Origin of the sequence: Sphingobium terrigena (assembly GCF_003591655.1) — a bacterium.
Lineage (GTDB): Bacteria > Pseudomonadota > Alphaproteobacteria > Sphingomonadales > Sphingomonadaceae > Sphingobium > Sphingobium terrigena.
This window is the reverse complement of the sequence record NZ_QVRA01000001.1, coordinates 259,090-284,739: the sequence shown is the minus strand read 5'-3', so window position 1 is coordinate 284,739 and position 25,650 is coordinate 259,090. Positions and strand designations below refer to the sequence as shown.

Genomic DNA, 25,650 nt, shown 5'->3' with positions numbered 1-25,650 from the left:
GCAGACATGCCGATTGAGGTTTGAATATGACTGCTACCACTCAGGAGCTCATTTTGGCCGCAGCGCGCCGTGCGGCGCAGGCGCATGGCTATGCCGGCCTGAACTTCCGAGACCTCGCGAAGGAGGTCGGGATCAAGGCGGCGAGCATCTATTACCATTTTCCTGGTAAGGCAGATCTCGGCGCTGCCGTGGCAAGGCGATATCGCGAGGATGCGACAGCGTTCCTGGCTGCACTGTCAGATAAGATTGCGGATCCGATCGAACGGCTCCGCCATTATCCAACGATATTCCAGGCCGCGCTTCAGGACGAATGTCGAATGTGTCTGGCCAGCTTCATGGCAGCTGAGTTCGACAGCCTGCCGGATATTGTGAAGCTGGAGATAACCGCGTTCTCCGACGCCAACATTGCCTGGATTGACGAGCAGCTTACTGAGGCATGCGTCTACGGCGTCGCGATGGACGAAGGACGAGCCCGTGCTATCTTCGCTGCCATTACCGGTGCCCAGCTCATGGCAAGAGGGCGATCCGACATCTCTCTCTATGACACCATCATCCGGAGTTACCGCGCGTCAGGACTGCTTCCGTAAAGAGCACAGGCAGGAACGTCAAAAAGCTGCCTGGCTCAACCCGTGCTGGTGGAAACCAGGGGTCACGTCAGAATTCACCGCCGGCGCGATCACTACGGTGCCGGAGTTCAACCCGCTACATCAATGCGGCGCCTTATATTACACTTCGGCGGGCTGCGCTGGCCACATCACCGCCAAACGAGATCAGCGGTGAAACGACACGCTCTGCTCAACCGGCGCTCTGTCGATCCGATATCTGTTGGCGGCATGCGACGGGTCCGGGTAGCCGAATGAAATACCGAACAGCAACTTAAGCGTTGGACCGATGCCGAGCACTTCACGGATGGTGTCCGCGTAAAAACCAAGCGTCGTCTGCGGAACGCCGCCAAGACCATGCGCTGCCAACGAGAGCAGAAACGTCTGGCCATACATGCCAACGTCGCCCGCGACCCTCACGCAATCCCCCGTAACGGGCATGAATAGCATTGCGACATGTGGCGCATCGAAAAACTTCAAGTTGCGCTCTGATGCGCTACGCCGTTCGTCAAAAGCGGCGCGCGCTACGCCGATCGCCTGGTGATAGGCGGCGCCCTGCGCCTTGGAGCGCTCGCTGTAGACGCCATGATAATCGCCAAGCGAGAAGCTGAAATCGGGCGTCACCTTTCCTGAACCATTGGCGGCAAGAATTGCATCGCTGAGCTGATTCCGGACCACGCCGGACGCGATGTGAACTTCCCACGGCTGGGTATTGCAGTTGGAGGAAGCAAGTCGCGCGTCTTCAAGCACGGCACGGATCACCGGCTCGGGCACAGGATCAGGCAGAAAACTTCGCACGGAGTGGCGCGCACGCACCACTTCATGGAAGGACTTGTCTTCAGACACGTTCAACTCTCCATCGACAAAAGCGAGACCACGCACATCGGATTGTCATCCCCTACTTGATGTCTTGCACACCATTCAGTACCCTGCGCCCGGATTGATTTGGCTAATCGGGCTGCAAGCGGGACCAGGATTGCGTGAGCGGGAAGTCGTAGCGCCTTCATAGTAGCGGCGAAGACGGGGAACTGGGCTCACCGGGACCCGACGGAGCGAAGGGAGGCGTCATGTGTAGAGAACCGTTGACCTGAAACATGGGAGGGGACTCTGAACCCCACAAACCTGTCTACGAACCGACAACGGATAGCCAATCTGGCGAGAAGCAAACGGGGAGTGGCGGTGTGCTCGCTCCACCATGTCATCGATCTGGACTGGATGAAGGAGGCCTACCGGCTGACCCGCAAGGATGGTGCCCCCGGCATCGACGGCGTCACGGCGGCGGACTATGAGGTTAACCTGGAGGCCAGACTTCTGGACCTTCTGGAGCGCATCAAGTCCGGCCGTTATCGTGCGCCGCCGGTCCGACGGACCTACATACCCAAGGCGGATGGGTCGCAAAGGATGCTCGGCATTCCGACCTTCGAGGACAAGCGATGATGCGCCAGAGCTTCGGCGGATATTCGATCCCCAATCGATTCGATCAATCTGAAATCGAATCTGAGCGTCCGTCAAAGCACCGATTTTTTGCCTCTTCAGCGCATGAGCTGGAAGCATTTTCTGATCTCCTGCACGAACAGGCTCGGTTGCTCGAAGGCCGCGAAATGCCCCCCGCGGTCGACCTCGTTCCAATAAATGAGTTGCCGCATGCATCGATCGGCCCAACTTTTGGGAGCACGATAAATGTCCTTGGGAAAGATGCTGCAACCGGTGGGAAGGTCGAGTTCGGTGGCCCCGAAGGCACCGTGAAAACTCTCCCAATAGAGCCGAGCCGACGAGGTCCCCGTGTTCGGCAACCAGTACAGCATGATATTGTCGAGCATCTCATCGTGGGACAGCGCGTTCTCCGGCGCGCCATCGCAATCGGCCCATTCCTTGAATTTTTCGTAGATCCACGCAGCCTGCCCGACCGGAGAATCCGCCAGCCCATAGCCGAGCGTCTGCGGGCGGCTCGCATGCTGCGTCGAGTAGCCCGATCCCCAGCGCTGATAATATGCCAGGGCGGTCATCATCTCGGCCTCGGCAGGATCGAGATTCCCGTCAATCTGCGCCGGCATGACGAAGAGGAGATTGAGGTGGATGGCCGCGAGCCCCTCGGGCCGCTGCGCGCCCATCGCGGTGGTGATCGCCGCGCCCCAGTCGCCGCCCTGCGCGACATAACGGCTATAGCCGAGCCGGCCCATAAGAACATGCCATGCCCGCGCGATGCGCTGCACGGTCCAACCCGTTTCGCGCGGCTTGCCCGAAAAGCCGTAGCCGGGAAGGGACGGAATGACGAGATGGAAGGCATCGGCAGCGCTTCCGCCATGCGCCGTCGGGTCACTCAAAGGGCCGATGCATTTCAGGAACTCGATCACCGAGCCAGGCCAGCCATGCGACAGGATCAGAGGCAACGCGTCGGGATGGGGCGACCGAATGTGCAGAAAATGAATATCGACGCCATCGATCCGCGTGCGGTACTGCCCCAGGCCGTTGAGGATCCGCTCGCAGCGTCGCCAGTCATAAGGGCCGCGCCAGTGGTCGACCAAGGCCCAGACCTTGGCAAGGGGTGCGCCCTGGGACCAATCGTCGACGAGTTCCTGATCGGGCCAGCGGATGGTCTCCAGACGACGGCGGAGATCCTCGAGCTGGCTCTCTGGCACGTCCAGTATGAAGGGTTCGACCTGTTCGGAATTGGCGGTCGCGGACATGTGCTTTTCCCTTACAGGGCAGCGGCAGCGCGGTTGCGCGCCGGGCTTTTGAGCGCTGCTTCGCCCGGCGCCGCTGCAACGAGACTCGCGGCCATTCGAACGGCGGCGAGGGCAAAGGCGATGCTGACGAGCGTAGCCAGCACGACGAGCGTCGGCGAGGGCGTGTCGAGATGCAGCGCGATGATCACCGGCGCGCCGGCACCGAAATTGGCAAGATAGAAGGTCATCGGGAAGATCGCGAATAGACCGAGAAGTGCCACCGGGTGTCTGCTGCGCCGCCGCAGTTCGGCGGCGGCGACCGCGAAGCATGTCACCTGGCATGCCTCCAATATGCCGATGATGATCGGATAGTTGAAAATGCGAAGGACATGCGGCCCCCAATATTCATAGGCCCCGCCGTTGATCCCGACCATCTCGAAGGTGCAGGACATCGCAAGCTCGACTCCGGCCCAGGCAAACAGGCCGTTGCGGGTCAGCGTCCCTGCGTGGATCTGACGCGCGATGAGCATCGCAGCACTCCCGTAGAGCACCGCATAGCCGCTATGCGTCCAGTTCGGCTGCGGAATGCCGAACGCCGAGAAATGCGACCACATGCCCGGCGCATAGAACCACAGCATCAGGCCTTCGTCATAAAGCGGCTCCGCAAAAGCGCCGACCATGGCCGCGAGAATGACTAGCATATAGAAGGGTGTCCGTTCCCTAATCCCGAGCCGCACGGCCGCCGCCAGGGTGACGAACGTCAGCCCCCAGCTTCCCCACGTCAGGACTGCCTGCGTCACAAGATTGAGCGGATGATCGACCGGCGGGTTCATGACGTTCTCCTGGCTGTACGTATCGCCCTAGGCCTTCAGGCCCTTCGCGATGAATTTCCTCAGCTTCGCGCCATAGGGCGGGCGCAGGCCGGCAATCTTCGCCACATCGAACCTCGACTGGCGGAATATGGATCGCGCGTTGCTGAATTCGCGGAAGCCCTCGGCGCCATGATAGACGCCAAAGCCCGAATCGCCGACGCCGCCGAACGGCAGTTCCTCGACCGTCACATGGAAAACGACGTCGTTGAGGGTGACGCCACCCGACACCGTGCGTGAGAGGACCGCTCGTGTCTCCTGATCGTCACGTCCGAAGAAATAGAGGCCGAGCGGCCTGGGCCGGGCATTGACGAACGCAATCGCCTCGTCGAGCGAACGATAGGACACCACGGGCAGCACCGGCCCGAAAATCTCGTCGGTCATCACGGCCGCATCGGGTGGACAATCCTGCAGGATCGTGAACGGCAACCGCCCGTCATTGCTGCGGGTGCCAACCTCGGTCACGCGGGCGCCGCGTTGGCGCGCTTCCTCGACATAGCGGCCGAGGCGGTCGCGATTGCGGTCCCCCAACACCGCTGCATAATCGGCGTTGGTGGCGAGATTTGGGTAGAGCGTGTTGGCGGAAGCGACCAGATCAGCAACGATCCGCTCCTCCTGCGCCTGCGGAACCAGAAGATAGTCGGGCGCCAGACAGATCTGACCGGCGTTGAGCAGTTTGCCGGTGACGATACGGTCGGCCATCAAGGCATGATCGGGGTTCGTCCCCACGATCACCGGCGACTTGCCGCCCAGTTCGAGGGTCAGGGGCACGAGATTGTCGGCGGCGGCACGCATGACATGGCGGCCGACTGCGGTCGAGCCAGTGAAGATGATATGGTCGAAGGGCAACGCCGAAAAAGCGGCCGCCATGTCGGCGCCGCCCGTGACCACGGCGGCTTCTTCGAGATCAAAACCAGCCTCAAAAGCCTTTTTCAGCGCTTCCGACGTGGCAGGCGTGTGCTCGGACGGCTTGATCATCACGCGGTTGCCGGCGGCGAGAACGCCTGCCAGCGGCGTGAAGGTGAGATAGATGGGAAAATTCCACGGAGACAGCAGCCCGACCACGCCCTTGGGCTGATATTCGATCCAGGCCGTTGCGCCGAAGAGGCGCAGCGCAAGATCGACCGGACGGCGCTCCGGCTTCATCCAGCGATCGACATGCTTGAGCGCGTGGCGCAGCGTCTGGATCGATGCGACCAGGTCATAGAGCTGCGACTGCTCCCGCGCACGAACACCGAAGTCCTCGGCCATCGCTGCGGTGAGCGCCGCCTCGTTCGTCACCAGCAGGTCGATCGCACGGCGCAGCCGATCCTTCCGGATCGCCGCCGTCGCCGGCGACGGATCGCGCGAGGCCCCGCGCTGGCGCTGCAGCACCGATTCAAGATCAGTCGGCATCGGGCAACACCTTTTCACCAGCGGATGTCAGCAGCCGCCTGGCGGCGATGAGATGGGGGCGGTCGAGCATACGGCCATCAAGTCCCACCGTCCCTGTGCCCGGGGCGTTCGCGAACGCCGCTACGACCTTGCGGGCATGCTCCAGTTCGTCCGGCTGCGGCGAAAAGCCGGCATTGATGATCGGCACCTGATCGGGATGGATCGCGATCTTGCCGGAAAAGCCCGCATGGCGCGCCGCTGCGCAGGCTGCGGCCAGTCCCTCCCCGTCCCGGTAATCGGCGTGCAGCGTGTCGATGGCCGGAACTTCGCAGGCAGCGGCCGCAAGCAACGCCAGGGCGCGGGCAAGTCGGAAACTGTCGTCCCACTCGCCCGACGATCTTTTGTTGCCGAGCGCACCCAGGACGGTCGAGAGATCCTCCCCGCCCCAGGTCAGCGCCGCCAGCCGCGGCAGCGGCGACGCGAGTTCGGGCAGTCGCAAGACGGCGGCGGCCGTCTCGGTAACGACCGGCAGGATAGCGATGCTCCCCGATACCAATCCGGCGGCACGTTCGGCGATGTCGAGATAATGCGCGCAACGCTGCAGATCCGCGACGCCCGTCGCCTTGGGAAGAACGATGGCCGCGACCGACAGGTGCGCCGCCGCGAGCACATCGTCGAGCGCTTCGGCGCTGTCGAGCGGGTTGATCCGGACAAAGGCCCGCCAGCTGCGATCCGTCTCCAACCGCGAGAGATAATCGCGCAGGATCGAGCGCGCCTCGGCCTTGCGCTCGGGGGCCACCGAATCCTCAAGATCGAAGATCAGCGCATCGGCGCCAGCCGCCTCAGCCTTTGCGATCTTGCGCTCATTGTCGGCGGGGACGAAAAGAAGCGAGCGCAGGCTCATGCGGGTGCGCGCAGCATGAGCGCGGCACGCAGGCAGCGGGCCACCAGCTGATCCTTCTGGTTGAAGGCCTGGTGCTCGAAGGTGACGATGCCGGCGTCGGCACGCGACTTGCTCGGTCGCGCCCCGGCGACGGTCGTGCGCGCCCTGATCGTATCGCCAACGAACACCGGGACCGGAAATGTCACGTCGGTCATGCCAAGATTGGCGACTGTCGTCCCGAGGGTGGTATCGCCGACCGAGAGGCCGATCATCAGACCGAGCGTGAAGATGCTGTTGACCAGCGGTTGGCCGAACTCGGTCCCCGCGCAATAATCGGCATCAAGATGGATCTGCGCCGGGTTCATCGTCATCGTCGTGAAGAGCACATTGTCGGTTTCGGTGACCGTGCGGCGGATCGCATGTTCGATCGCGTGGCCCGGCAGCAATTGTTCGAAATAGAGTCCAGCCATGATGCGTCCAAATTCCTCGTGATGGTCTTCAGCCCTCGAAAACGGGCTTCGCGCGGGCGGCGATCGCGCCGATCGCTGCGATAACATCCTTGCGCCCGGCCAATGCCGTGATCTCGGCGGTTTCACGATCGAGCTGCTGAGCGAGACTATTGGTGCGTGCTTCGTCGGACAGGCGCTTGATCGCCGCAATGGCGGACGTCGGCCCGGCGGCGAGTTCGGTCGCCCATTGCTCCGCTGCGGCATCCAGTTCAGCGTCGGCCACCTGGCGATCGGCGATCCCGGTCGCGACCGCTTCGTCCGCCGACACGAACCGTGCATCGATCAGCAGCGCGGCGGCGCGGCGCGCACCCACGGCACGCGTCAGGAAATAGCTGACGCCGGCGTCGGCGCTGAGGCCAAGCCGCGAATAGCCGGTCGAGAAGCGGGCGGCATCGCTGCAGATGAGGAAGTCGGCCGACAAGGCGAGACCGAAACCACCTCCGATCGCGTTGCCGCGAACGGCGCAAATGATGGGTACGGGGAACTGGCAGAGACGCAGCTGCGCGATATGGAATCCGGTCGCCATGTCGTGCAGTTCCGCCGCCACGCCGTCTCCGACCGCCGCGAGATGCCGAACGTCGCCGCCCAAGCTGAAATTCGCGCCGCGCGCCTCTATCAGGATGGCTCGCACCGGTGCCGCGCAAGCGGCGTCTACGGCCTTGCCAAGATCAGCGATCAGCGCGGGATTGACGGAATTTCCAGCCTCTGGCCGATTGAGGATGATGCGCCCTACATCGGCCGTTTGCTGAAATTCGACAAGGCTCATGACATCGCTCTCTGCTGCTTGCTCCCGTAGTCCGGGATTGACCTGAGTTCGAGCAAACCCTATCGTCAATAAACTGTGTCGTCAATGCACGGTTTAGAACAACATGATCGGAGCGATATGCCGGAGATCGTCCTCCACCAGCTGGAAATTTCGCCCTTCTGCGACAAGGTGCGCCGGGTGCTTGCGTACAAGGGCCTCGCCTATCGCGTGTGCAATGTCCCGATGGCCAAGCTCGGCCAGCTCAGGCGGCTGTCGCCGGCCGGCAAGGTTCCGATCCTCGAACTGGACGGCGCGGTCTTGCACGACTCGAGCGACATATGCCGGGCTCTGGACAAGACTGCTCCTTCCCCGCCGCTATTCCCGGAGGATCCCCACGCGCGCGCGCAGGTCGATATCCTGGAGGACTGGGCCGACGAGAGCCTCTATTTCTTCGAGATGACTATGCGTTTCACATGGCCCTATGATCGTCAGCGCTGGGTCACCCAGATCCTGAAATATGATAGTCCCGTCATGCGCCGCCTGGCGCGGCCGCTGGTCCCTTTTCTGACGCGAAAGCAGGGCGTCCAGCAGGGACTCGCGCGCCGGACCGAGGCCGACATATTGCGCGAACTCGACCGGCACCTCGCGGCGCTTGCCCAGCTGTTGAATGGGGCCGATTACCTGGTCGCTGGCGCACTGACGCTCGCCGATATCGCCGTCGTTTCGCAGCTCGAATGTGTCGCCGGGTCCGGCAAGGGGCTCGCTGCGGTCGGCAGGCAGCCGGCCGTGGTCGCGTGGATGGAACGCGTCGAGTCGCAGACGGGCGGCCCGGCACTGCGCTAACACGATGTCGGTGAGATGGCGGAAAGGCCGCAGCTACTCCTCCGTCATATTACGAATATTGCATTCTTTAAACACTTGCCAAAATGCACAATCAGATTAGAAGGCCATCTCAGAACGATCGAGGATCGCGAAGCGCTGCTTAGCCCACGGTCTGGCCCAACAGCGAAGGAGAGCATCATGGCCAAACACGATATCGAGATCACCCCGGCGGAACGGGACGAACTGATCGCGCGCGCGCGCAAACTCGCCGAGAAATTCGCCGAGCTGGGGCCGTCTGCCGACGAGAAGAACGAGCTGCCGCTCGAACTGGTGCCGCTCTACAAGGAGAGTGGTCTCGCTCGCCTCATCGTCCCCAAGAAATATGGCGGGTTCGGCGCAGACCTGTGGACCGTCGCGCTCGTGGAAAAGGAGCTGGCGTCTTACGGCGATCCGGCGATCACCCTGTCGTTCAACATGCACCATGTCATGGTGGGCATTTTCCGCGATCTGCTCGAGGAGAGCGCGCGTGTCCGGTTGTTCAAGGAAGTGGTCGAAAATAGCGCGCTCCTCTCAGGTCCTTTCAGCGAGGAGCGCGCCGGCTTCTCGACGATCGCCGATACGGTTGCCGTGCCCGACGGAAAAGGCGGCTGGCTCGTCAGCGGCAAGAAGAACTGGGCGACCTTCATCGAAGGCGCAGACATCGTAACGTTCAACGCAACGATCACCGATGCCGACGGCAAGATTCCCGAAGACTATAAGGAACATGCCGCCCGCGAGTCCGTGTTCATGGTGCCGATGACCGCGCCGGGCATCAGCATCAAGCGCACCTGGGACACGTTCAGCATGCGCGCCTCGGGTACCCAGACCTGCGTGTTCGACAAGGTGCCGGTTCCGGCCGAAGGCTATGGTGGCCCTTTCCGTACCGGTCTCATCGGCGAGATGGAATGGGTGACCTTTCCCTTTGCCGGCGTCTATCTCGGCATCGCTGACCGGGCGTTCCGCCTCGTCCGCGATTCGCTTGCGAAGAAGTCGCTGGGACACACGGTTTCGGGCGACAATGTCATGGTGCGCGATGTCGGACATATTCAGCATCAGCTGGGCCAGGCGCTCGTCGAACTGGAGATGGCCGAGCGCGTCGTTCAGGGCACGGCAGCGATCATGACAGCCGGCGGCGACGCCGCCTGGAGCGCAGCGGAGCGCCCCGCTCGGATCTCGATCGCCAAGATCGCAGCGACCGAAGCGGCGGTTAGAGTCACCGATATCGCGATGCGCCTCACCGGCGGCGGCGCGATCCGCCGCGGCGGTCCGCTCGAGCGGGCGTTCCGCGACGCGCGCGCGGGCATCTACCATCCTTTATCCGGCGACGCTGTCTACGAGCTTCTCGGAAAGTCGCAGCTCGGCGTGCTGGACTGATCCTCTCCTGACTCTCCCCTGGCTCTGCCGCCGCTGGTCCATCCAGCGGCGGCAGAGCTTCTTTGTTGGGGGGGCAACTTGCGGCGCCAGAAAGCGCCGCTCGATCACACCTGCTCGGTCTCCAGTAGATCGGGATCACCCAGGCGCAGCTGCGCGAAATAGCTGACCTGGCGCCCGACGAGTTCAAGCTGGTTTGCCGCTGCCTGGTCCGAGCAAGCCCCGTCCCGAAAGATGCCGCCCGAACTGTTGATTGCAGCGCCAAGCGGCGTCGGCCAGCCACGAAGAGCGTGCACGATGGCTCGCAGCGTGGCGAGCGTCGATCCGGTCGCCTGCCAGCCATAGGCAGTCGCGATGAGTCCGACCGGCACGCCGTCGAGATACACGCGAGGATCCTTGGCGGTTTCCTCGATAAAATCGATCGCATTCTTCACCAGCCCCGAGATCGAGCCGTGATAGCCCGGGCTGGCGATGATCACGCCATCCGCGGCTCTGATCGCTGCCACCAACTCTTGTCCTTCCGGCGACTGACCGGTTCCCGGAGACAGATAGTGCGGCAAGGCAAGAAGATGGGCACTGCCAAACAGGCGGGTCTGTGCACCTTGCCGTTCGGCCGATGCCAATGCCAGTGCGAGAGCCTGCTCGGTCGATGACCCGGCGGAGGCCGTGCCCCCGATGCCGATGACCACGGGCTTACGGGGGCTAGTATCAGGCATTCACTCTCCGTTTGGCTTCGACGCACACCCGCTCGACGCGGGTCGTGCGTGGCTCCCCTAGCGTCATGTTGATAAGACGGAGCGCTATGGGACTAGCGCTTACGCGCCGGCGCCTTGGTCTTGGGATTCTTCCAGAACATCTGGGGTGGCGGCACGACACCCAGCTGGACCGCGACATGCCGGAAATCCCACATGGTCGAATCGCGCACGATCTTGCGATCGCGATAGAGATGGAAGGTGGTGCCGCGGGTCACGGTCGATTTGCCGGCCGCCGGCATGCCGAGGAAGTCGGCCTTGTGGACCGCTTTCCAGATCCACTGCATCATGCCCCATTCGTCATATTCATAGTCGCCACCGAGCAGGATGGGGGCTGCCTCACGCGCATATTCGGCGTCGGTATATTCGGCAGGCTTGCCCTCGCGCAGTTGCCCGCGGCCGGGCCAGGACTTGCCGCCATCATAACGGATCACATCGAAATAATGGAGGCCGATCGGACTGCTGGGATCCTTGTTGGCGAAGGGCAGGAATGCGGCATAGAGCTCATCGCGGTCGGTGATGGTCTGATAAAGCGTGGTATCTTCGAACACGAACGGATCGGCATAATAATCGATGATCTCTTCGGCGCTGTTGAAAAAAGTCCTGATCCAATCCTGCGCGGTCGAAAAGCTCATCGGCCCGGTACCCTTGAAGCCACTTGCCATGACCGCCGATGGCAGCATGAGCGCGCTGGCGGCCGCCGCGCCCATTCCCAAGGCGGCCCGGCGGGAAGGGGACATCAGCCCGCCCGCGGGCTTATGAGCAGCTGCGTTGATTGCGTCCATCGGTCATCCTCCTGGCGATTTCGGATAAGCATAGTTCCGATCGCTATTTTATGCAATAATAGCACAGTCCATATATTGCATTGTTTTCAAAAGCCGATGAATGCCCTATCGTTGGGCGCTGACCAGTTGAGGAAGTCCATGACGATCGACATCGCGACCGAGCGCAAGAAACGGGGCAAGGCGGCGGCCAAGGGCGTTGAGGGGCCGCCGCGCGCACTCGTCGGCGAATTGCTCAACTTCTTTTATCCGATCCATTATCGCATCGGCATGGATCTGGAGACGGTGATGTGCCAGGGGCGCATCTCGCGCAAACAGGCCGCCATTCTCTGGCTCATCCACTCGCGGGCAGAGGCCGATGGATGGGTCCGCCGCAAGGAAATCGAAACGCGCCTTGCGACGTGGTTCGAGATGAGCAACTCGAACGTGTCCAAGCTGTTGCGTGAATTGTCGAAGCCGCCACTGTCGCTCGTCTCGCAGGTCGAGAATCCCGACTCAGGCCGAGAGAAAGTGGTCCGCCTGACGGAGCTTGGCGAAGAGTTCGTCAATGGCATGGTCCAGGCGTCGGTCGACTATCTGGCGGGACAGTTATCCCACATCACCAGTGACGAGTTGCGCTGGGGCGTCGACTTCTTCGCCCTGTCCTTCCGCACTTCTGCGCGCGAAGCGCGTCTCAACGGGAAGGTGCCGCATCTCGCACCACCACCGGGCGAAATCGAGGGCACGAACAAGCGGACGCTTCCCACCAAGTCCTGATCTCTCGCTATTGATTTTCCTCTCCGCTCCTTGATTTCGGCATTCGGCACGTGCGGACGGGCGCGCGAGACTGTGCAAGAACGATGTCATGCATGAACACTTGCCAAAATGAACAGTTTTGATAGGAGATGATTCAGCCTCGCCGAACGGGGGAAGAGAGGACTACGCAAGAATGGGTAACAATGACGAAAGCACGGCTTGGTCCCACAGCCTGAGCGCTGACCGCCGCGAAATCCTGGACTCTGCCGATCGCTATGCGCGCGCCGAACTCTATCCGCTTTCAGAGCGAATGGACGCCGAGGAATGGTGGCCGTTCGACATCATGCAGCGACTGGGGAAAGCCGGCTATCTCGGGATCACCACGCCGAGCCAGCTCGGCGGCCTCGATTCCGATGTTTTCACCGCCGGCCTCATTGCGCAGGCCTTCGCTCGCTGGAACCACGCGCTGGCGCTCAGCTGGGTCGTCCATGAGAATCTCTGCCTCAACAATATCCTCGCCAACGCCAATGACGAGCAGCGCACGCGCTTCCTGCCCAGACTCTGTTCTGGAGAATGGATCGGCGCACTCGGGCTGACCGAACCGGGCGCCGGCTCGGATGCGCTTGGCTCGATGCGCACGACGGCGCGCCGCGACGGCGACGATTATGTCCTGAACGGCACCAAGATCTTCATCACCAACGGTCCAGTTGCTGACATCGTGCTTGTCTATGCCAAGACCGATCCCGCGAAGGGGCCCAAGGGGATCTCGGCCTTCGTCGTCGAAACGAGCACACCGGGTTTCAGCGTTGCCCAGAAGCTCGAGAAAATGGGCTGGCGCGGCAGCCAGACCGGCGAACTCGTCTTCGACGAGTGCCGGGTGCCTGCCGCCAATCGCCTCGGCGAGGAAAATAGCGGCGTCCGCGTCGTCATGAGCGGCCTCGACCTCGAACGCGCGATGATCTCCCCGCTGTGCCTCGGCATTTGCGAACGCGCGCTGGAACTGTCGATCGACTATGCCAAGACACGCGTCCAGTTCGGCAAGCCGATCGGCGAGTTCCAGATGATCCAGTCGCGGCTGGCCGACATGTATGTCGCGGTCGAGACGCTGCGCGGCTTCAGTTATCAGGTGCTCGCACGCTGCGCCGAACTCGGACATGGCGAAGGTGGCCGCGGCGAGATCCACGCGCTCACCGCCGCCTCTATCCTCTACGCCGCCAACAGCATGAACAAGGTCCTCGACGACGCGGTCCAGATCCATGGCGGGTCGGGCTATATCTGGGAGTCCGAGATCAACCGGCTGTTCCGTGCGACCAAGCTGATGGAGATCGGTGCTGGCACCACCGAAGTCCGCAAGCTCATCATTGCCGGCGAGCTCCTGAAATGACGGCGCTGCCAGTGAGCGAGGCGGGTCTCGACGATGCGCCGATGACCTTGGCTGACGGGCTTTTCCGCGACCGCGTCGTGCTGGTCTCGGGCGGAGGATCCGGCATCGGCAAGGCGACCGCCTGGATGATGGCGCGCCTGGGCGCCAAGGTCGCGATCTGCGGCCGGACAGCTGAACGCCTCCTCGGCGTCGAAACCGCCTTTCGCGACCGTGGCTGGCCACTGCTCGCGCAGACCTGCGACATCCGTGACGAACAGGCTGTGGAGTCCTTGTTCGACGCGGTCGAAGCGCGTTTTGGCCTGCCGAACATCCTCGTCAACAATGCGGGAGGTCAGTTCGCTCTGGCCGCCGACAAGATCACGCCGAAAGGATGGCGCGCGGTCATCGAAACCAACCTGACCGGCACCTGGCTCATGATGCAAACCGCCGCGCAGCGGTGGATCGCAGCCTCCCGTGGCGGCGTGGTGGTCAATGTGACCGCAGCCAATGAGCGCGGGATGCCCGGTATCGCGCATAGTTCGGCCGCGCGCGCCGGAGTGGTCAATGCAAGTCGGACGGCGGCCGTCGAATGGGCTCCATATGGTATCCGGATCAATTGTCTGGCGCCGGGCCTTGTCGATAGTGGCGGGCTCTCGGTTTATCCGCCCGAAGCGCGTGCAGGCTTTCACAGGGCCAATCCCCAGCGAAGCGTTGGCCATCCTTGGGATATGGCGCAGATCATTGGATTCCTAGCCAGTGACAGTGCTCGCTACGTTACCGGCGCGACCCTCACCGCCGATGGCGGAGGCGCTCTATGGGGTGACCTCTGGACCATCGAGCGCCCCGTCTTTTTCTCCGATACCCAGCAGGAAGCCGCTGACCATGTCTCTTGATCCAAATAGTCTTTCCGGCCGTGTCGCGGTCGTCGTCGGCGCCTCGAGCGGCATCAATCTGGGAATTGCGCACAAGCTCGGGTCGCTCGGCGCCCGGCTTGCCATCGTCAGCCGCACGCCTGAGCGTATCGAGGCCGCAGCTGCCGGCTTGGCGGCCGAGGGGCTTGATGTCACCGCCCATTCTGGCGACGTCCGGGACGCCGCTGCCATGCAGGCGATTATGGCCGAGATCGCGGCGACCAAGGGTCCGATCGACATCGTCTCGTCTGGCGCGGCGGGAAATTTTTTCGTGTCGGCGGCCAAAATGTCGCCCAATGCCTTCAAGACGATCATCGACATCGATCTGATCGGCACCTTCAATGTGATGAGCGCGGCTTATCCGCACCTGAGGCGCCCCGGCGCCGTACTGATCAACATCACCGCGCCGCAAGCGCAACGCGCGACGCCCAAGCAGGCGCATGCCTGTGCCGCCAAGGCGGGGATCGAGATGCTGACCCGCTGCCTCGCGCTCGAATGGGGACCGGAAGGCATCCGCGTCAATGCGGTATCGCCGGGCCCGATCGCCGACACCGAGGGCCTGGCGCGCCTCGCGACCGATGAGGCCTTGGCCGGAAAGATCCTCGATGCGCTCGCACTGCCGCGCTTCGGCACACGTGCCGATATCGGCAACGCGGTCGCCTGGCTGTGCAGCGAGGGTGCGAGCTTTGTCACCGGCACCACGATCGACTGCGACGGCGGCATGCGCCTCGGCAATCTCTACGCGCCCGACTGAGCGCAAAACTTCAGACTTCAGGAGCATATCATGGACATTCAGGGCAAGGTCGCAATCATCACGGGCGGCGGTTCGGGTCTTGGCGAGGCAACGGCGCTTCAACTCGCGGCTGGCGGCGCCAAGGTGGTCGTTGTCGACCTCAACGCGGATGCTGCCAAGGACGTTGCCGCTCGCGCCGGTGGTCTAGGCCTCAGCTTCGACGTTGCGGATAGCGATGCGGCCGAAGCCGCGATCGCGCGGATCGAAGCCGAACTGGGTACGCCCCGAATCCTCGTTAACTGCGCGGGCGTCGGCACCCCCGCCAAGATCCTTGGTCGCGACGGCCCGCTGCCTCTGGCCACCTTCGAGAAGATCGTGCGCATCAACCTCGTCGGCAGCTTCAACATGCTGCGGCTCGTGGCCTACGCCGTGTCGCGCAACCTGGAACCGGGCGATGGCAAGCAGACCCAGGGCGTGATCATCAACACAGCCTCGGTCGCGGCGTTCGATGGCCAGATCGGTCAACCGGCTTATGCAGCTTCAAAGGCCGGCGTGGTCGGCCTCGCCCTCCCCGCTGCTCGTGAACTTGCCAAGATCGGAGTTCGTGTGCTGACAATTGCGCCAGGCATATTCATGACTCCGATGCTCAAGATTCTGCCGCCGGAAGCATTGGACTCGCTCGGCGCTTCGGTTCCCTTCCCGCCGCGTCTCGGCGAGCCCGACGAGTTCGCCAAGCTCGCGCTCCACATGATCGACAACGACATGCTGAACGGCGAAGTCGTGCGCATCGACGGCGCGATCCGGATGCAGCCGCGGTGACCAAGGTCATCATCAGTTGTGCCGTGACGGGCTCGATTCACACGCCGTCGATGTCGCCACATCTGCCGGTGACGGCGGCGGAGATCGCGGAGTCTGCACTGGGGGCGGCGGAAGCGGGCGCGGCGATCGTCCATCTGCATGCGCGCAACCCGCAGGACGGCCGGCCGGACCAGAGCCCTGAGGCGTTCGAGCCGTTCCTCAAGGTGATCAAGCAGGCGTCGGACGTGGTGGTGAACCTGACCACCGGCGGCTCGCCCTATATGAGCGTCGAGGAGCGGGTGCGCCCGGCGGCGGTGTGGAAGCCCGAGGTCGCCAGCCTCAACATGGGCTCGATGAACTTCGGCCTGTTCCCGATGCTCAAGCGCTACAAGAGCTTCCAGCACGACTGGGAGCCGGCGATGCTCGAAGGCAGCCATGACCTCGTCTTCCGCAACAGCTTCAAGGATATCCGCTACGCGCTCGAAACGCTAAACCCGACGGCCACGCGCTACGAGTTCGAGTGCTACGACACCAGCCACCTCCACAATCTCCATTATTTCTGGAGCGAGGGGCTGGTGCAGGCGCCGCTGTTCATCCAGACCTGCTTTGGCCTGCTCGGCGGGATCGGCGCGCATCCGGAAGAGGTGCTGCACATGAAACGCACCGCCGACCGGCTGTTCGGCGATAATTACCGCTGGTCGGTGCTGGGCGCTGGCGCATCGCAGATGAAGGTGGCGGCGCAAGCGGCCGCGATGGGCGGCCATGTCCGGGTCGGGCTCGAGGACAATCTATGGCTCGACAAGGGCGTGCTCGCCCCCACCAACGCCGCCCAGGTCACCAGGGTACGCAAAATCCTCGAAGGCCTCGGCCTCGATATCGCATCGCCCGCCGAAGCCCGACAAATTCTCGCCCTCAAGGGAGGCGACAATGTCGGATTCTGATTCCCGGACGCCGCCTGCTCTCGACCATTTCCGCGTCGAGATCGACGCGGATGGCATTGCGCATCTGATCTTCGATATGGCGGGTTCGCCGGTCAACGTCCTGTCCCAGGCAACGATCGGCGAGATCGGACGAGTGGTCGACTGGTTCGAGACCGCCGATGTCCGCGGGTTGATCCTGCGATCGGCCAAGCAGGTGTTCTGCGCCGGCGGAGACCTGGGCGAACTCGGGGCGGCCTATGATCGCATCCATGCGCTTCCGCCGCCAGAACGTGCCGCGGCCGCCCGCGCCCATTTCGCACCGATGAATGCCCATCTGTTGCGGCTCGAGCGCTGCGGTAAGCCCGTGACGGCGGCAATCGCGGGGCTGGCGCTTGGCGGTGGCTGCGAACTTGCCCTTGCGGCCCACCACAGGGTTCTCGTCGATGTCCCGTCGGCGGCGCTCGGATTGCCGGAAGTTCCGATCGGCCTGATGCCGGGCGCGGGCGGCACCCAGCGCCTTCCCCGGCTCATCGGAGTAGAGGTCGCGCTGCCGATTCTGCTCGATGGCGTGAACCTGTCCTCGACCCGCGCGCTCGAAACAGGCATCGCGGACGAGCTTGTCACGCCCGGCGCCGAAATCGAGGCTGCTCGGGCATGGGTCTTGAAGAACGCTTCTGCGGCCCAGCCCTGGACCAGACCCGGCTGGATGCTTCCGGATGCCGATAGCTGGCGCGCCACCCTGACGTCCGTGCAAGAAGCGATGCTGTCGCGCACGGGGGGCAATTTCCCCGCCCCCATCGCGGTCTTCGAATGCCTCGACAAGGGACTCACGGCCTCCATCGATGAGGGCATTGCCCTGGAGATCGAGGCTTTTGCGGCGCTGATCCAGCGGCCCGAGCCGCGCAACATGATCCGGGCGCTGTTCGTCGGAGCCCAGGATTATGGCAAACGGCGGAAAGCGGACAGTCTTCCGTCGGGCATCGACGCGATGGGCGATGCGCTCGCCAACATGCTGACCGCCGCCGGCTCAGGGCTCCTGGTCGCCGGGATTTCTCCCGAAACCCTCGAAAGGGTGCGACAGCGGCTCGGGTTCGCCAACACGCCGCCATCTACGGATTCGACCCTGCCACGCTGGTCCAATGACGAGCGGGCGGCGGGCGAAGACTATTGGTTCGAACGTGCCGGCGCCGGTCCTGAAGGGCGGATCGCGCGGGTCCTCATGAACGCCGCCGCCGCCGCCTACCGGCCTCTTCGGCAGGCGCTCCCCGAACGTGATCATGCTCTTGTCGATCACGCCGCCATTCGGTTCCACGGCTTCCCGGCATGGTCGGGCGGCCCGATCGCCTGGCTGGAACGGCTTGAGCACGCCAATCCTTCCTCTGAAACGGAGATTCGACCATGACCCAGGCCTATATCGTCAGCGCGCTGCGAACGGCTGGCGGCAAGCGCAAGGGCGCGCTCGCGGGGTGGCATCCGGTCGAACTGGCTGCCGAAGTGATCAACGCGACTCTCGACCGTACGGGCATCGATCCTGCGGTCATCGAAGACGTGATCATGGGCTGTGTAAGCCAGGCTGGCGAGCAGAGCTTCCAGATCGGCCGCCATGCCGTTCTTGCGTCCCGCCTGCCCGAAACCGTGCCCGCCGTCACCATCGATCGCCAGTGCGGCTCTTCACAGCAAGCGATTCAATTCGCCACCCAGGCGGTGCTGTCGGGCACGCAGGACGTGGTGCTGGCCGCAGGGGTGGAGAGCATGACACGCGTGCCGATGTTCACCCCGACAACATTGCCCGCGCAAGCTGGCCTCGGCACCCCCTTCGCCGACCGGATCAAGCAGCGTTATGGCGTCGAAGAATTCAGCCAGTTCACCGGCGCGCAGATGATGGCCGACAAATATGGCTTCGATCGGCTCACGCTCGACAGCTTCGCCCTGGAGAGCCATCGCCGTGCCGCCGCGGCGGTCGACGCCGGCGCGTTCGACGCGGAAATCGTGCCCGTAACGATTGTCGATGCCGAAGGTAACGAACGGCTTCATATCGTCGACGAGGGCATCCGGCGCGATGCGACGCTTGAATCGATCGGGTCGGTAAAGACCTTGCAGGAGGGCGGCGTGATCAGCGCCTCCAATGCCAGCCAGATTTGCGACGGCGCATCGGCGGTGCTTGTCGTCAGCGAGGCGGCGCTCAAGGCCTATGGCCTGACACCGCTCGCGCGCATCCACAATGTGACCGTCACCGGCGGCGATCCGATCATCATGCTCGAGGAGCCGATCCGCGCGACACGCAAGGCGCTCGCGCGAGCCGGCCTGTCGATCGACGACATCGATCTCTACGAGGTCAATGAGGCATTCGCACCGGTGCCGCTCGCCTGGCTGCGCGAGGTGGGCGCGGATCCGGACAAGCTCAACGTCAATGGCGGCGCGATCGCGCTTGGCCATCCGCTGGGTGCCAGCGGGACCAAGCTGATGGCAACGCTGGTGCATGGATTGAGAAAGCGCGGACTGCGCTATGGCCTCCAGACCATGTGCGAAGGCGGCGGCATCGCGAACGTGACGATCGTAGAAGCGCTCTGACGCGTCATGTTCAACCGCCTCCGCTTCACGATCGATGATGGCATCGCCTCCATCGTCCTGGCCCATCCGGAAAAGCTGAACGTCCTCAGCCGCGAGCTGCTGGCCGACCTGATCGAGGCCTTCGACCGCGCGCGGGCCGAAGCGGCGCGCGCGGTGGTCCTGTCGGCGGAAGGGCGGGCCTTTTCGAGCGGGGGCGACCTGTCCGATCCATCAACCCGTGCCGGCGACCTGTCATCGCTGCTGGAGGACGCCTATCACCCCACATTGCGCGCCCTGCTAGACCTGCCGATGCCGGTCATCTGCGCCGTCAACGGCAAGATCGTCGGCGGCGCGTGCGGGCTGGTGCTGGCCTGCGATCTTGTGATCGCGGCTGAAGACGCCGTGTTCGATTTCGCCTTCACGCGGATCGGTCTCGTGCCCGACTGCGGTCTTGCCTGGCTGCTGCCGCGGATCGTCGGACGCAACCGGGCAAGGCATATCCTGCTGGGCGCCCGCCACATCGGCGCCGAGCAGGCTTTGGCGCTCGGCATGGTGGAACGCGTGGTGTCGGTCGAAGCGCTGGCGCCGACGGCTTTATCCGTTGCCCATGGCATCGCCTCGCAACCTGCCTTCGCGCTGGGTCTCAACAAGCAGTTGCTCGTACAGGCGGAATCCCTGGACCTCGACGCCTTGCTGGCGGCCGAAGCGGAGGCCCAGGATCGGGCCGGCAAATCGGACGACTTCAAGGCGGTGCTCGCATCGATGGACGCCCGCAGAAGCCCGTGATGCCGCCGCCGCTCATGATTCTGACACTTTGCAAAAAGTGCATAGTGATGATAATGCACAATCAAATAATGGAGAGGAGTCGCTCGGACATGATGCCTTCGACCATCGAAGCAACAGACGCGGCTCCTGGGAGAGCGAAACGATGAATCCATTTGTGATCGCCCAAAGCCGGCCCGAGGCGCCGGCCACGATCATCGCCGAGACCGGCGAGACGATGTCCTATGCCAAGCTCGATCTGACAAGCCGGCGCCTCGCTGCGGGCTTGCGAGCCCTGGACCTACGCCATGGCGATCACATCGCGCTGATGCTGCCCAATGGCCTCTGGTATCACCCCGTCTGCTGGGGGGCCTGGTTCGCAGGCCTCTATTTCAGCCCGATCAGCACTCGGCTCCAGCAGGCCGAGGTCGAGCATATCATCACCGACAGCGGCTCGACGCTGGTGGTCACCGCCCCGGAATATGAGCCGTTGATGACGCTGGTGAAGGCGGCGCTGCCGCATGTCCGGCACTGGTATACGACAGGGCCCGGCAACGAGCATTTTGCGCCGATCCAGTCGCTGATCGATGGCGCCGAACCGCTGGAGGTCGCTGCGGACGCTCCGATCGGATCCGACATGCTCTATTCGTCCGGAACGACCGGGCGCCCCAAGGGCATATTGCCCCGGCTCGGCCGCACCCGCGATGAGGCCGATCCGCTCTCGATGCTGCTGGCACGACTCTACGGCTTCGAGGCGGGATCGGTCTATCTGAACCCTGCCCCGCTCTATCATGGCTCACCGCTCAAATTCACCATGGCGATCCACCGCTTTGGCGGCACCAATGTGATCATGACCAGGTTCGATGCCGAGGGCGCGCTCGCGGCGATCGATCGCTATGAAGTGACGCAGAGCCAGTGGGTTCCGACCATGCTCAACCGCATGATGCGCCTGCCGGACGAGGTGAAGGCCAGATATGACCTGTCGAGCCACAAGGCCGCGGTTCATGCCGCTGCGCCCTGCCCGCCCGAGCTCAAGCAGCAGTTGATCGACTGGTGGGGACCGATCCTCCACGAATTCTACGCAGGCTCCGAGGCGATCGGCTTCACCGCGATCACGTCCGAGGAATGGCTGCAGCATCCCGGATCGGTCGGCCGGTGCGTGATGGGCGAAATCCATATCGTGGGCGAGAATGGCGAGGAACTGCCGATTGGCGAGGTTGGCGAAATCTACTTCGCCAACGGCCCCAAAATCGCCTATCATAATGATCCGGAGAAGACCGCTGCGGTCACGCACGCCAACGGCTGGATCACGATCGGCGATGTCGGTCGCCTCGACGAAGAGGGCTATCTCTACCTGAGCGACCGCAAGGATTTCATGATCATCACCGGCGGGGTCAACGTTTATCCCAAGGAGGTCGAGGATCTGCTCGCCATGCACCCGGATGTCGAGGATGTCGCCGTATTCGGCGTACCCAACCCCGACTTTGGCGAGGAGGTGAAGGCGGTGGTCCAGCCGCGCGCGTGGCCAGCCGATGAGGCCGCTTTCGCAGAGGCGCTGATCGCCTATTGCCGTGAAAATCTGTCGGCGATCAAGGTCCCGCGCTCGCTCGATCTCAGCCAGACGCTTCCGCGCCAGGAGAATGGCAAACTCTACAAGAAGGTGCTGCGCGCCGCCTATCTCGCAAAGGCGGCAGCCGCATGATCCGTCCGATCTCATCCGTTCTGGTCGCCAACCGTGGCGAAATCGCCGTGCGCATATTGCGGTCGGTTCGAAAGGCCGGGCTTACCGGTGTCATCGTCCATCACGCGGTCGATGCCGACACGCCGGCGGTCCGGATGGCCGACAAAGCCGTGCCGATATCCGGCTCGACCCCGGTCGCTGCCTATCTCGACGGACCCCAGATCGTCGCCGCCGCTCTTGCGGCCGGCGCCGACGCCATCCATCCGGGCTACGGCTTCCTCTCCGAGAATGCCGAGTTCGCGCGGGCCTGCGACGCGGCCGGAATCGTCTTCATCGGCCCGCGCGCCGAGACTATCGACCTGATGGGCGACAAGGTCCGCGCGCGCAATTTCGTCGAGAGTCGCGGCTTCCCCGTCGCTCCTTCGGCGATCGAGGATAACGACCCGGCGACCTTCGTGGAACGCGCGCGCGCGGTGGGTGCGCCGCTGCTCATCAAGCCATCGGCGGGCGGCGGCGGCAAGGGCATGCGGATCGTACGTGATCTGGCACTGCTCGAAGAGGAAATCGAGCGCGGACGGAACGAAGGCCTGCGCTATTTCGGCGACGGCCGGCTTTTCGCCGAGCGCTATGTCGAACGTCCGCGCCATATCGAGGTCCAGGTTCTGGGCGACGCGCATGGCAATGTCGTCCATCTGTTCGAGCGCGAATGCTCGCTGCAGCGGCGCTTCCAGAAGGTGGTCGAGGAAGCGCCGTCGCCCACCCTTCCGCCCGATGAGCGCGCGCGGATCTGCGAGGTCGCGGCGGGCATCGCACGCGCGGCCGGCTATGTCGGCGCCGGGACGGTGGAGTTCATTTATGGTCGCGGCGAGTTCTTCTTTCTCGAGATGAACACCCGCATCCAGGTGGAGCATCCGGTGACCGAGGAAGTCACGGGCGTCGATCTTGTCTCAGAGCAACTGCGGGTCGCGGCCGGCGAACCGCTCGGTTACGGCCAGAATGATCTCGCCATCGGCGGCCATGCCATCGAGGTGCGCGTCTATGCCGAGGACGCCGCTCGCGGCTTCGTGCCGACCACCGGGCCGCTCCTTGTGATGATCCCGCCGTCGGGCGATGGCATCCGGATCGATTCAGGCGTCGAGCAGGGCGGCGCGGTGACCGCCGCGTTCGATCCGATGATCGCCAAATTGATCGTTCACGCGCCGAGTCGCGCGGAAGCACTGGACAAGGCGGACGCAGCCCTTGCCGATTTCGTCATTCTCGGCTGCCGCACCAATATTGGCTACCTGCGACGTCTGCTGCGCGACCCGGACGTTCGCGCGGGGGCTATCCACACCGGCCTTATCGGCGAAAAGCCCGATCTGGCGGCCGATCCGGTCCCTGATGACGGCTCCCTTCGCCGCGTGCTGGCTGCTGCCGCGCTCTCGACCCGCGCCGTAGTCGATGCCGCCGATGTGGTGCCAGCGCTTCACGCCGCCATCGGCGGCTGGAGGAACTGATGCAACATATTTTCGAGATTGGCGGCGTCGAGCACCGCCTGTGGCTTGCCCGCTCGGGCGAAGGCTACAGACTTCATCTGGATGGCGGCGAAGCGACGATCGCGCTCGCCAACGGACGTTTGCGGATCGACGGCGTCGAGACGTCCATCCATGTCGCGCATGAGGGCGACAGGCTCTTCATTCACATCGGCGGCGACTCGCACGAACTCCTCTACCAGGATCCGGTCGCACACCACGCCGCGGGCGCCGGCAGGGGCTCGCAGGACGTGCTCCATGCGCCGATGCCTGGCGTCGTCGTCGCGCTCTCGGTCGAAGAGGGACAGGCGGTCAAGGAAGGCGATATCTTGCTGGTGATCGAAAGCATGAAACTGGAAACTGCCATTCGCGCCCCGCGCGATGGTGTTATCGAGACGGCGCATCTCGCCGTCGGAAAATCGTTCGAACGCGACGCCCCGCTCATTTCCCTCGCGCCGCTGGAGGCACAGGCATGACACGGCGCATCCACTCCAGGCTCGATCCCCGCGATCCTGCCTTCCTCGCCAATGTCGAACATAACCGGGCCCTGGCGCGACAACTCGACGAGCGCCAGCAGGCCGCGCGCTTCGCCCGGCCCGAACGCGATCTTCAGCGCCTGGAGCGCCAGGGCAAGATGACGGTGCGGGCGCGACTCGAGCAATTGCTCGATCCGGGCACGCCCTTCCTCGAACTGTCGACGCTGGCGGCAGGGGAGTCCTCTTACGCTGCCGACGCGCCTGGGGCGGGCCAGATGGTCGGTATCGGGATCGTATCGGGCAAGGAAGTCGTGATCCGTGCCGACGACAGCAGCGTGAAGGGCGGTGCCTGGTATCCGCTGTCGGTCAAGAAGATCGTCCGCGCGCTCGACATCGCGATCGAGAATAATCTGCCCGTCGTCCATATGTGCGACAGCGCCGGCGGCTTCCTGCCGCTGCAGGACCAGTTCTTCGCCGATCGTTACGGGGCGGGGCGCATCTTCCGCAACCAGTCGATCCTCTCGAAAAAGGGCATTCCGCAGGTCGCACTGGTGCTCGGCAACTGTACCGCTGGCGGCGCCTATATCCCAGCGCTCAGCGACTATTCAGTGATCGTGCGCGGCACCGGGGCGATCTTCCTCGCAGGGCCCCCGCTGGTCAAGGCCGCGACCGGCGAGGAGGTGACGGTCGAGGAACTGGGCGGCGCCGACATGCATACCGCAATCTCGGGTGTCGCAGACTATCCGGCCGACAATGAGATGCAGGGCATTGCTATCACGCGCGAGATTGTCAGCCAGTGGCGCCAGCGTCCCAAGGCCGGCAATGCGGCGATCGATCCCGAGCCGCCGGCTTATGATCCAGCAGAGCTATACGGCATCCTGCCGGCCGACAGCCGGGTGCAGTTCGAGATGCGCGAGGTGATCGCACGGATCGTCGATGGCAGCCGCTTCCACGAATATCAGCCCGCCTATGGCAGTAGCCTGATATGCGGCTATGCGCATATCTGGGGTCAGCAGGTGGGCATCCTTGCCAATAACGGCGTACTGTTCAGCGACAGCGCGCTCAAGGGCGCGCATTTCATCGAACTGTGCGACCAGAACCGTACGCCGTTGCTGTTCCTCCAGAATATCACGGGCTTCATGGTGGGCCGCGAATATGAGCGGCGGGGCATTACCAAGGACGGTGCCAAGATGATCATGGCCGTCGCGGGCGCCTCGGTGCCCAAGATTTCGATCAATTGCGGTGCGTCCTTCGGCGCCGGCACCTATGGCATGAACGGCCGGGCGTTCGATCCGCGCTTCATGTTTTCCTGGCCGCGATCGCAGGTCGGCGTGATGGGCGCGGAACAGGCGGCCGACGTGCTGTCATCGGTCAAGATCCGGCAGTTCGAGCGCGAGGGCCGGGAACTGTCGGCCGAAGCCATCGCCGCAATCCGCGATCCGGTGATTGCCGATTACAAGCGCGCATCGAGCGCCTGGCACGCGACGTCGGAGCTATGGGACGACGGCGTGATCGATCCGCTGGCGACCCGCGAGACAGTGGCACTCGCGCTCAGCGCGGCGCTCAATGCGCCGATCGAAGACCCGCATTATGGGGTTTTCCGTATGTAACGCCGCCAGGCGCAAACAACGGACCAAGCCCAGGCGAACGACCGACCAGCGCTGATTAGAGGCGTGACATAGCAGCCACGCCATGCAAATATTATGCACTATGAGAACGGTTTCTATATTGCACTGTTCCCTTTGTGATGTAATATGCTGATCGACGATCGGGAAGTCGAACCTCTTTCGACGGAA

Annotated in this window: 26 protein-coding genes; 17 read left to right on the top strand and 9 right to left on the bottom strand. The window is 63.6% G+C overall.

Annotated elements, in window-relative coordinates:
• Positions 1–26: 26 nt before the first annotated feature.
• Positions 27–587: a TetR/AcrR family transcriptional regulator gene (locus D0Z70_RS01350; protein ID WP_119743616.1), complete on the top strand. Its 561-nt coding sequence runs from the start codon at positions 27–29 to the stop codon at positions 585–587.
• 183 nt (positions 588–770) lie between these two features.
• Here the strand turns inward: D0Z70_RS01350 and D0Z70_RS01345 are convergent, their stop codons facing one another.
• Positions 771–1,448: a nitroreductase gene (locus D0Z70_RS01345; protein ID WP_119743740.1), complete on the bottom strand. Its 678-nt coding sequence runs from the start codon at positions 1,446–1,448 to the stop codon at positions 771–773.
• 327 nt (positions 1,449–1,775) lie between these two features.
• On the opposite strand from D0Z70_RS01345, the gene D0Z70_RS01340 reads away from it, so the two are divergent.
• Positions 1,776–2,039: a hypothetical protein gene (locus D0Z70_RS01340; protein ID WP_220475608.1), complete on the top strand. Its 264-nt coding sequence runs from the start codon at positions 1,776–1,778 to the stop codon at positions 2,037–2,039.
• A gap of 95 nt (positions 2,040–2,134) precedes the next feature.
• Here the strand turns inward: D0Z70_RS01340 and D0Z70_RS01335 are convergent, their stop codons facing one another.
• Genes D0Z70_RS01335 through D0Z70_RS01310 form a run of 6 tightly spaced genes read right to left on the bottom strand, consistent with a single transcriptional unit; the run spans position 2,135 to position 7,669 of the window.
• Positions 2,135–3,289, bottom strand: a complete 1,155-nt coding sequence (locus D0Z70_RS01335; RefSeq protein WP_119743615.1) for an epoxide hydrolase family protein — start codon at positions 3,287–3,289, stop codon at positions 2,135–2,137.
• 11 nt (positions 3,290–3,300) lie between these two features.
• The gene (locus D0Z70_RS01330; RefSeq protein WP_119743614.1) at positions 3,301–4,101 is read right to left on the bottom strand and encodes a hypothetical protein; all 801 of its coding nucleotides are present in this window, start codon (positions 4,099–4,101) and stop codon (positions 3,301–3,303) included.
• A 27-nt stretch (positions 4,102–4,128) separates the two neighbouring features.
• Complete coding sequence (locus D0Z70_RS01325; RefSeq protein ID WP_119743613.1) at positions 4,129–5,532, bottom strand: coniferyl aldehyde dehydrogenase; 1,404 nt, start codon at positions 5,530–5,532, stop codon at positions 4,129–4,131.
• Positions 5,522–6,415 (bottom strand): HpcH/HpaI aldolase/citrate lyase family protein, encoded by an 894-nt coding sequence (locus tag D0Z70_RS01320; protein ID WP_119743612.1) that lies wholly within the window; start codon positions 6,413–6,415, stop codon positions 5,522–5,524. The genes D0Z70_RS01325 and D0Z70_RS01320 overlap by 11 nt, the downstream gene beginning before the upstream one ends.
• Positions 6,412–6,864: a MaoC family dehydratase gene (locus D0Z70_RS01315; RefSeq protein ID WP_119743611.1), complete on the bottom strand. Its 453-nt coding sequence runs from the start codon at positions 6,862–6,864 to the stop codon at positions 6,412–6,414. Before D0Z70_RS01315 ends, D0Z70_RS01320 begins: the two co-directional genes overlap by 4 nt.
• Before the next feature lie 28 nt (positions 6,865–6,892).
• Positions 6,893–7,669, bottom strand: coding sequence for an enoyl-CoA hydratase/isomerase family protein (locus tag D0Z70_RS01310; protein WP_119743610.1), 777 nt, complete (start codon positions 7,667–7,669; stop codon positions 6,893–6,895).
• A gap of 117 nt (positions 7,670–7,786) precedes the next feature.
• On the opposite strand from D0Z70_RS01310, the gene D0Z70_RS01305 reads away from it, so the two are divergent.
• Complete coding sequence (locus D0Z70_RS01305; protein ID WP_182913803.1) at positions 7,787–8,491, top strand: glutathione S-transferase family protein; 705 nt, start codon at positions 7,787–7,789, stop codon at positions 8,489–8,491.
• A gap of 177 nt (positions 8,492–8,668) precedes the next feature.
• Positions 8,669–9,883, top strand: coding sequence for an acyl-CoA dehydrogenase family protein (locus tag D0Z70_RS01300; protein ID WP_119743608.1), 1,215 nt, complete (start codon positions 8,669–8,671; stop codon positions 9,881–9,883).
• Positions 9,884–9,987: 104 nt separating this feature from the next.
• Here the strand turns inward: D0Z70_RS01300 and D0Z70_RS01295 are convergent, their stop codons facing one another.
• Both D0Z70_RS01295 and D0Z70_RS24775 read right to left on the bottom strand, forming a co-directional pair.
• Positions 9,988–10,596: an NADPH-dependent FMN reductase gene (locus D0Z70_RS01295; protein WP_119743607.1), complete on the bottom strand. Its 609-nt coding sequence runs from the start codon at positions 10,594–10,596 to the stop codon at positions 9,988–9,990.
• Positions 10,597–10,688: 92 nt separating this feature from the next.
• Positions 10,689–11,417, bottom strand: a complete 729-nt coding sequence (locus D0Z70_RS24775; RefSeq protein ID WP_182913802.1) for a nuclear transport factor 2 family protein — start codon at positions 11,415–11,417, stop codon at positions 10,689–10,691.
• A 138-nt stretch (positions 11,418–11,555) separates the two neighbouring features.
• Here D0Z70_RS24775 and D0Z70_RS24770 point away from each other — a divergent pair, with 138 nt between their 5' ends.
• From D0Z70_RS24770 to D0Z70_RS01230, 13 genes are all read left to right on the top strand, one after another.
• Positions 11,556–12,170 carry a MarR family winged helix-turn-helix transcriptional regulator gene (locus D0Z70_RS24770; protein WP_182913801.1) on the top strand — a complete coding sequence of 205 codons (615 nt, stop codon included), beginning with the start codon at positions 11,556–11,558 and terminating at the stop codon, positions 12,168–12,170.
• A gap of 172 nt (positions 12,171–12,342) precedes the next feature.
• Entirely contained in the window at positions 12,343–13,533 is a 1,191-nt protein-coding gene (locus D0Z70_RS01285; protein ID WP_119743605.1) for an acyl-CoA dehydrogenase family protein, read from the top strand.
• Positions 13,530–14,405 carry an SDR family oxidoreductase gene (locus D0Z70_RS01280; protein ID WP_119743604.1) on the top strand — a complete coding sequence of 292 codons (876 nt, stop codon included), beginning with the start codon at positions 13,530–13,532 and terminating at the stop codon, positions 14,403–14,405. Before D0Z70_RS01285 ends, D0Z70_RS01280 begins: the two co-directional genes overlap by 4 nt.
• The gene (locus D0Z70_RS01275) at positions 14,395–15,177 is read left to right on the top strand and encodes an SDR family oxidoreductase (protein WP_119743603.1); all 783 of its coding nucleotides are present in this window, start codon (positions 14,395–14,397) and stop codon (positions 15,175–15,177) included. Before D0Z70_RS01280 ends, D0Z70_RS01275 begins: the two co-directional genes overlap by 11 nt.
• Before the next feature lie 30 nt (positions 15,178–15,207).
• Entirely contained in the window at positions 15,208–15,975 is a 768-nt protein-coding gene (locus D0Z70_RS01270; RefSeq protein ID WP_119743602.1) for an SDR family NAD(P)-dependent oxidoreductase, read from the top strand.
• Positions 15,972–16,895 carry a 3,5-dioxohexanoate:acetyl-CoA acetone transferase gene (gene kce / locus D0Z70_RS01265; RefSeq protein ID WP_119743601.1) on the top strand — a complete coding sequence of 308 codons (924 nt, stop codon included), beginning with the start codon at positions 15,972–15,974 and terminating at the stop codon, positions 16,893–16,895. Before D0Z70_RS01270 ends, kce begins: the two co-directional genes overlap by 4 nt.
• Positions 16,896–16,971: 76 nt before the next feature.
• Entirely contained in the window at positions 16,972–18,276 is a 1,305-nt protein-coding gene (locus tag D0Z70_RS01260; RefSeq protein ID WP_182913800.1) for an enoyl-CoA hydratase-related protein, read from the top strand.
• Positions 18,273–19,445 carry an acetyl-CoA C-acetyltransferase gene (locus D0Z70_RS01255; RefSeq protein WP_119743599.1) on the top strand — a complete coding sequence of 391 codons (1,173 nt, stop codon included), beginning with the start codon at positions 18,273–18,275 and terminating at the stop codon, positions 19,443–19,445. The genes D0Z70_RS01260 and D0Z70_RS01255 overlap by 4 nt, the downstream gene beginning before the upstream one ends.
• A gap of 6 nt (positions 19,446–19,451) precedes the next feature.
• Positions 19,452–20,210, top strand: a complete 759-nt coding sequence (locus tag D0Z70_RS01250; RefSeq protein WP_119743598.1) for an enoyl-CoA hydratase/isomerase family protein — start codon at positions 19,452–19,454, stop codon at positions 20,208–20,210.
• A 142-nt stretch (positions 20,211–20,352) separates the two neighbouring features.
• Positions 20,353–21,888, top strand: a complete 1,536-nt coding sequence (locus D0Z70_RS01245; RefSeq protein WP_119743597.1) for an AMP-binding protein — start codon at positions 20,353–20,355, stop codon at positions 21,886–21,888.
• A complete protein-coding gene (locus tag D0Z70_RS01240; RefSeq protein WP_119743596.1) occupies positions 21,885–23,363 on the top strand; it encodes an acetyl-CoA carboxylase biotin carboxylase subunit in 1,479 nt (492 codons plus the stop codon). Before D0Z70_RS01245 ends, D0Z70_RS01240 begins: the two co-directional genes overlap by 4 nt.
• Positions 23,363–23,854: an acyl-CoA carboxylase biotin carboxyl carrier protein subunit gene (locus D0Z70_RS01235; RefSeq protein ID WP_119743595.1), complete on the top strand. Its 492-nt coding sequence runs from the start codon at positions 23,363–23,365 to the stop codon at positions 23,852–23,854. The genes D0Z70_RS01240 and D0Z70_RS01235 overlap by 1 nt, the downstream gene beginning before the upstream one ends.
• On the top strand, positions 23,851–25,464 hold the full coding sequence (locus tag D0Z70_RS01230) for an acyl-CoA carboxylase subunit beta (RefSeq protein WP_119743594.1): 1,614 nt from the start codon (positions 23,851–23,853) through the stop codon (positions 25,462–25,464). The genes D0Z70_RS01235 and D0Z70_RS01230 overlap by 4 nt, the downstream gene beginning before the upstream one ends.
• Positions 25,465–25,650 lie beyond the last annotated feature (186 nt).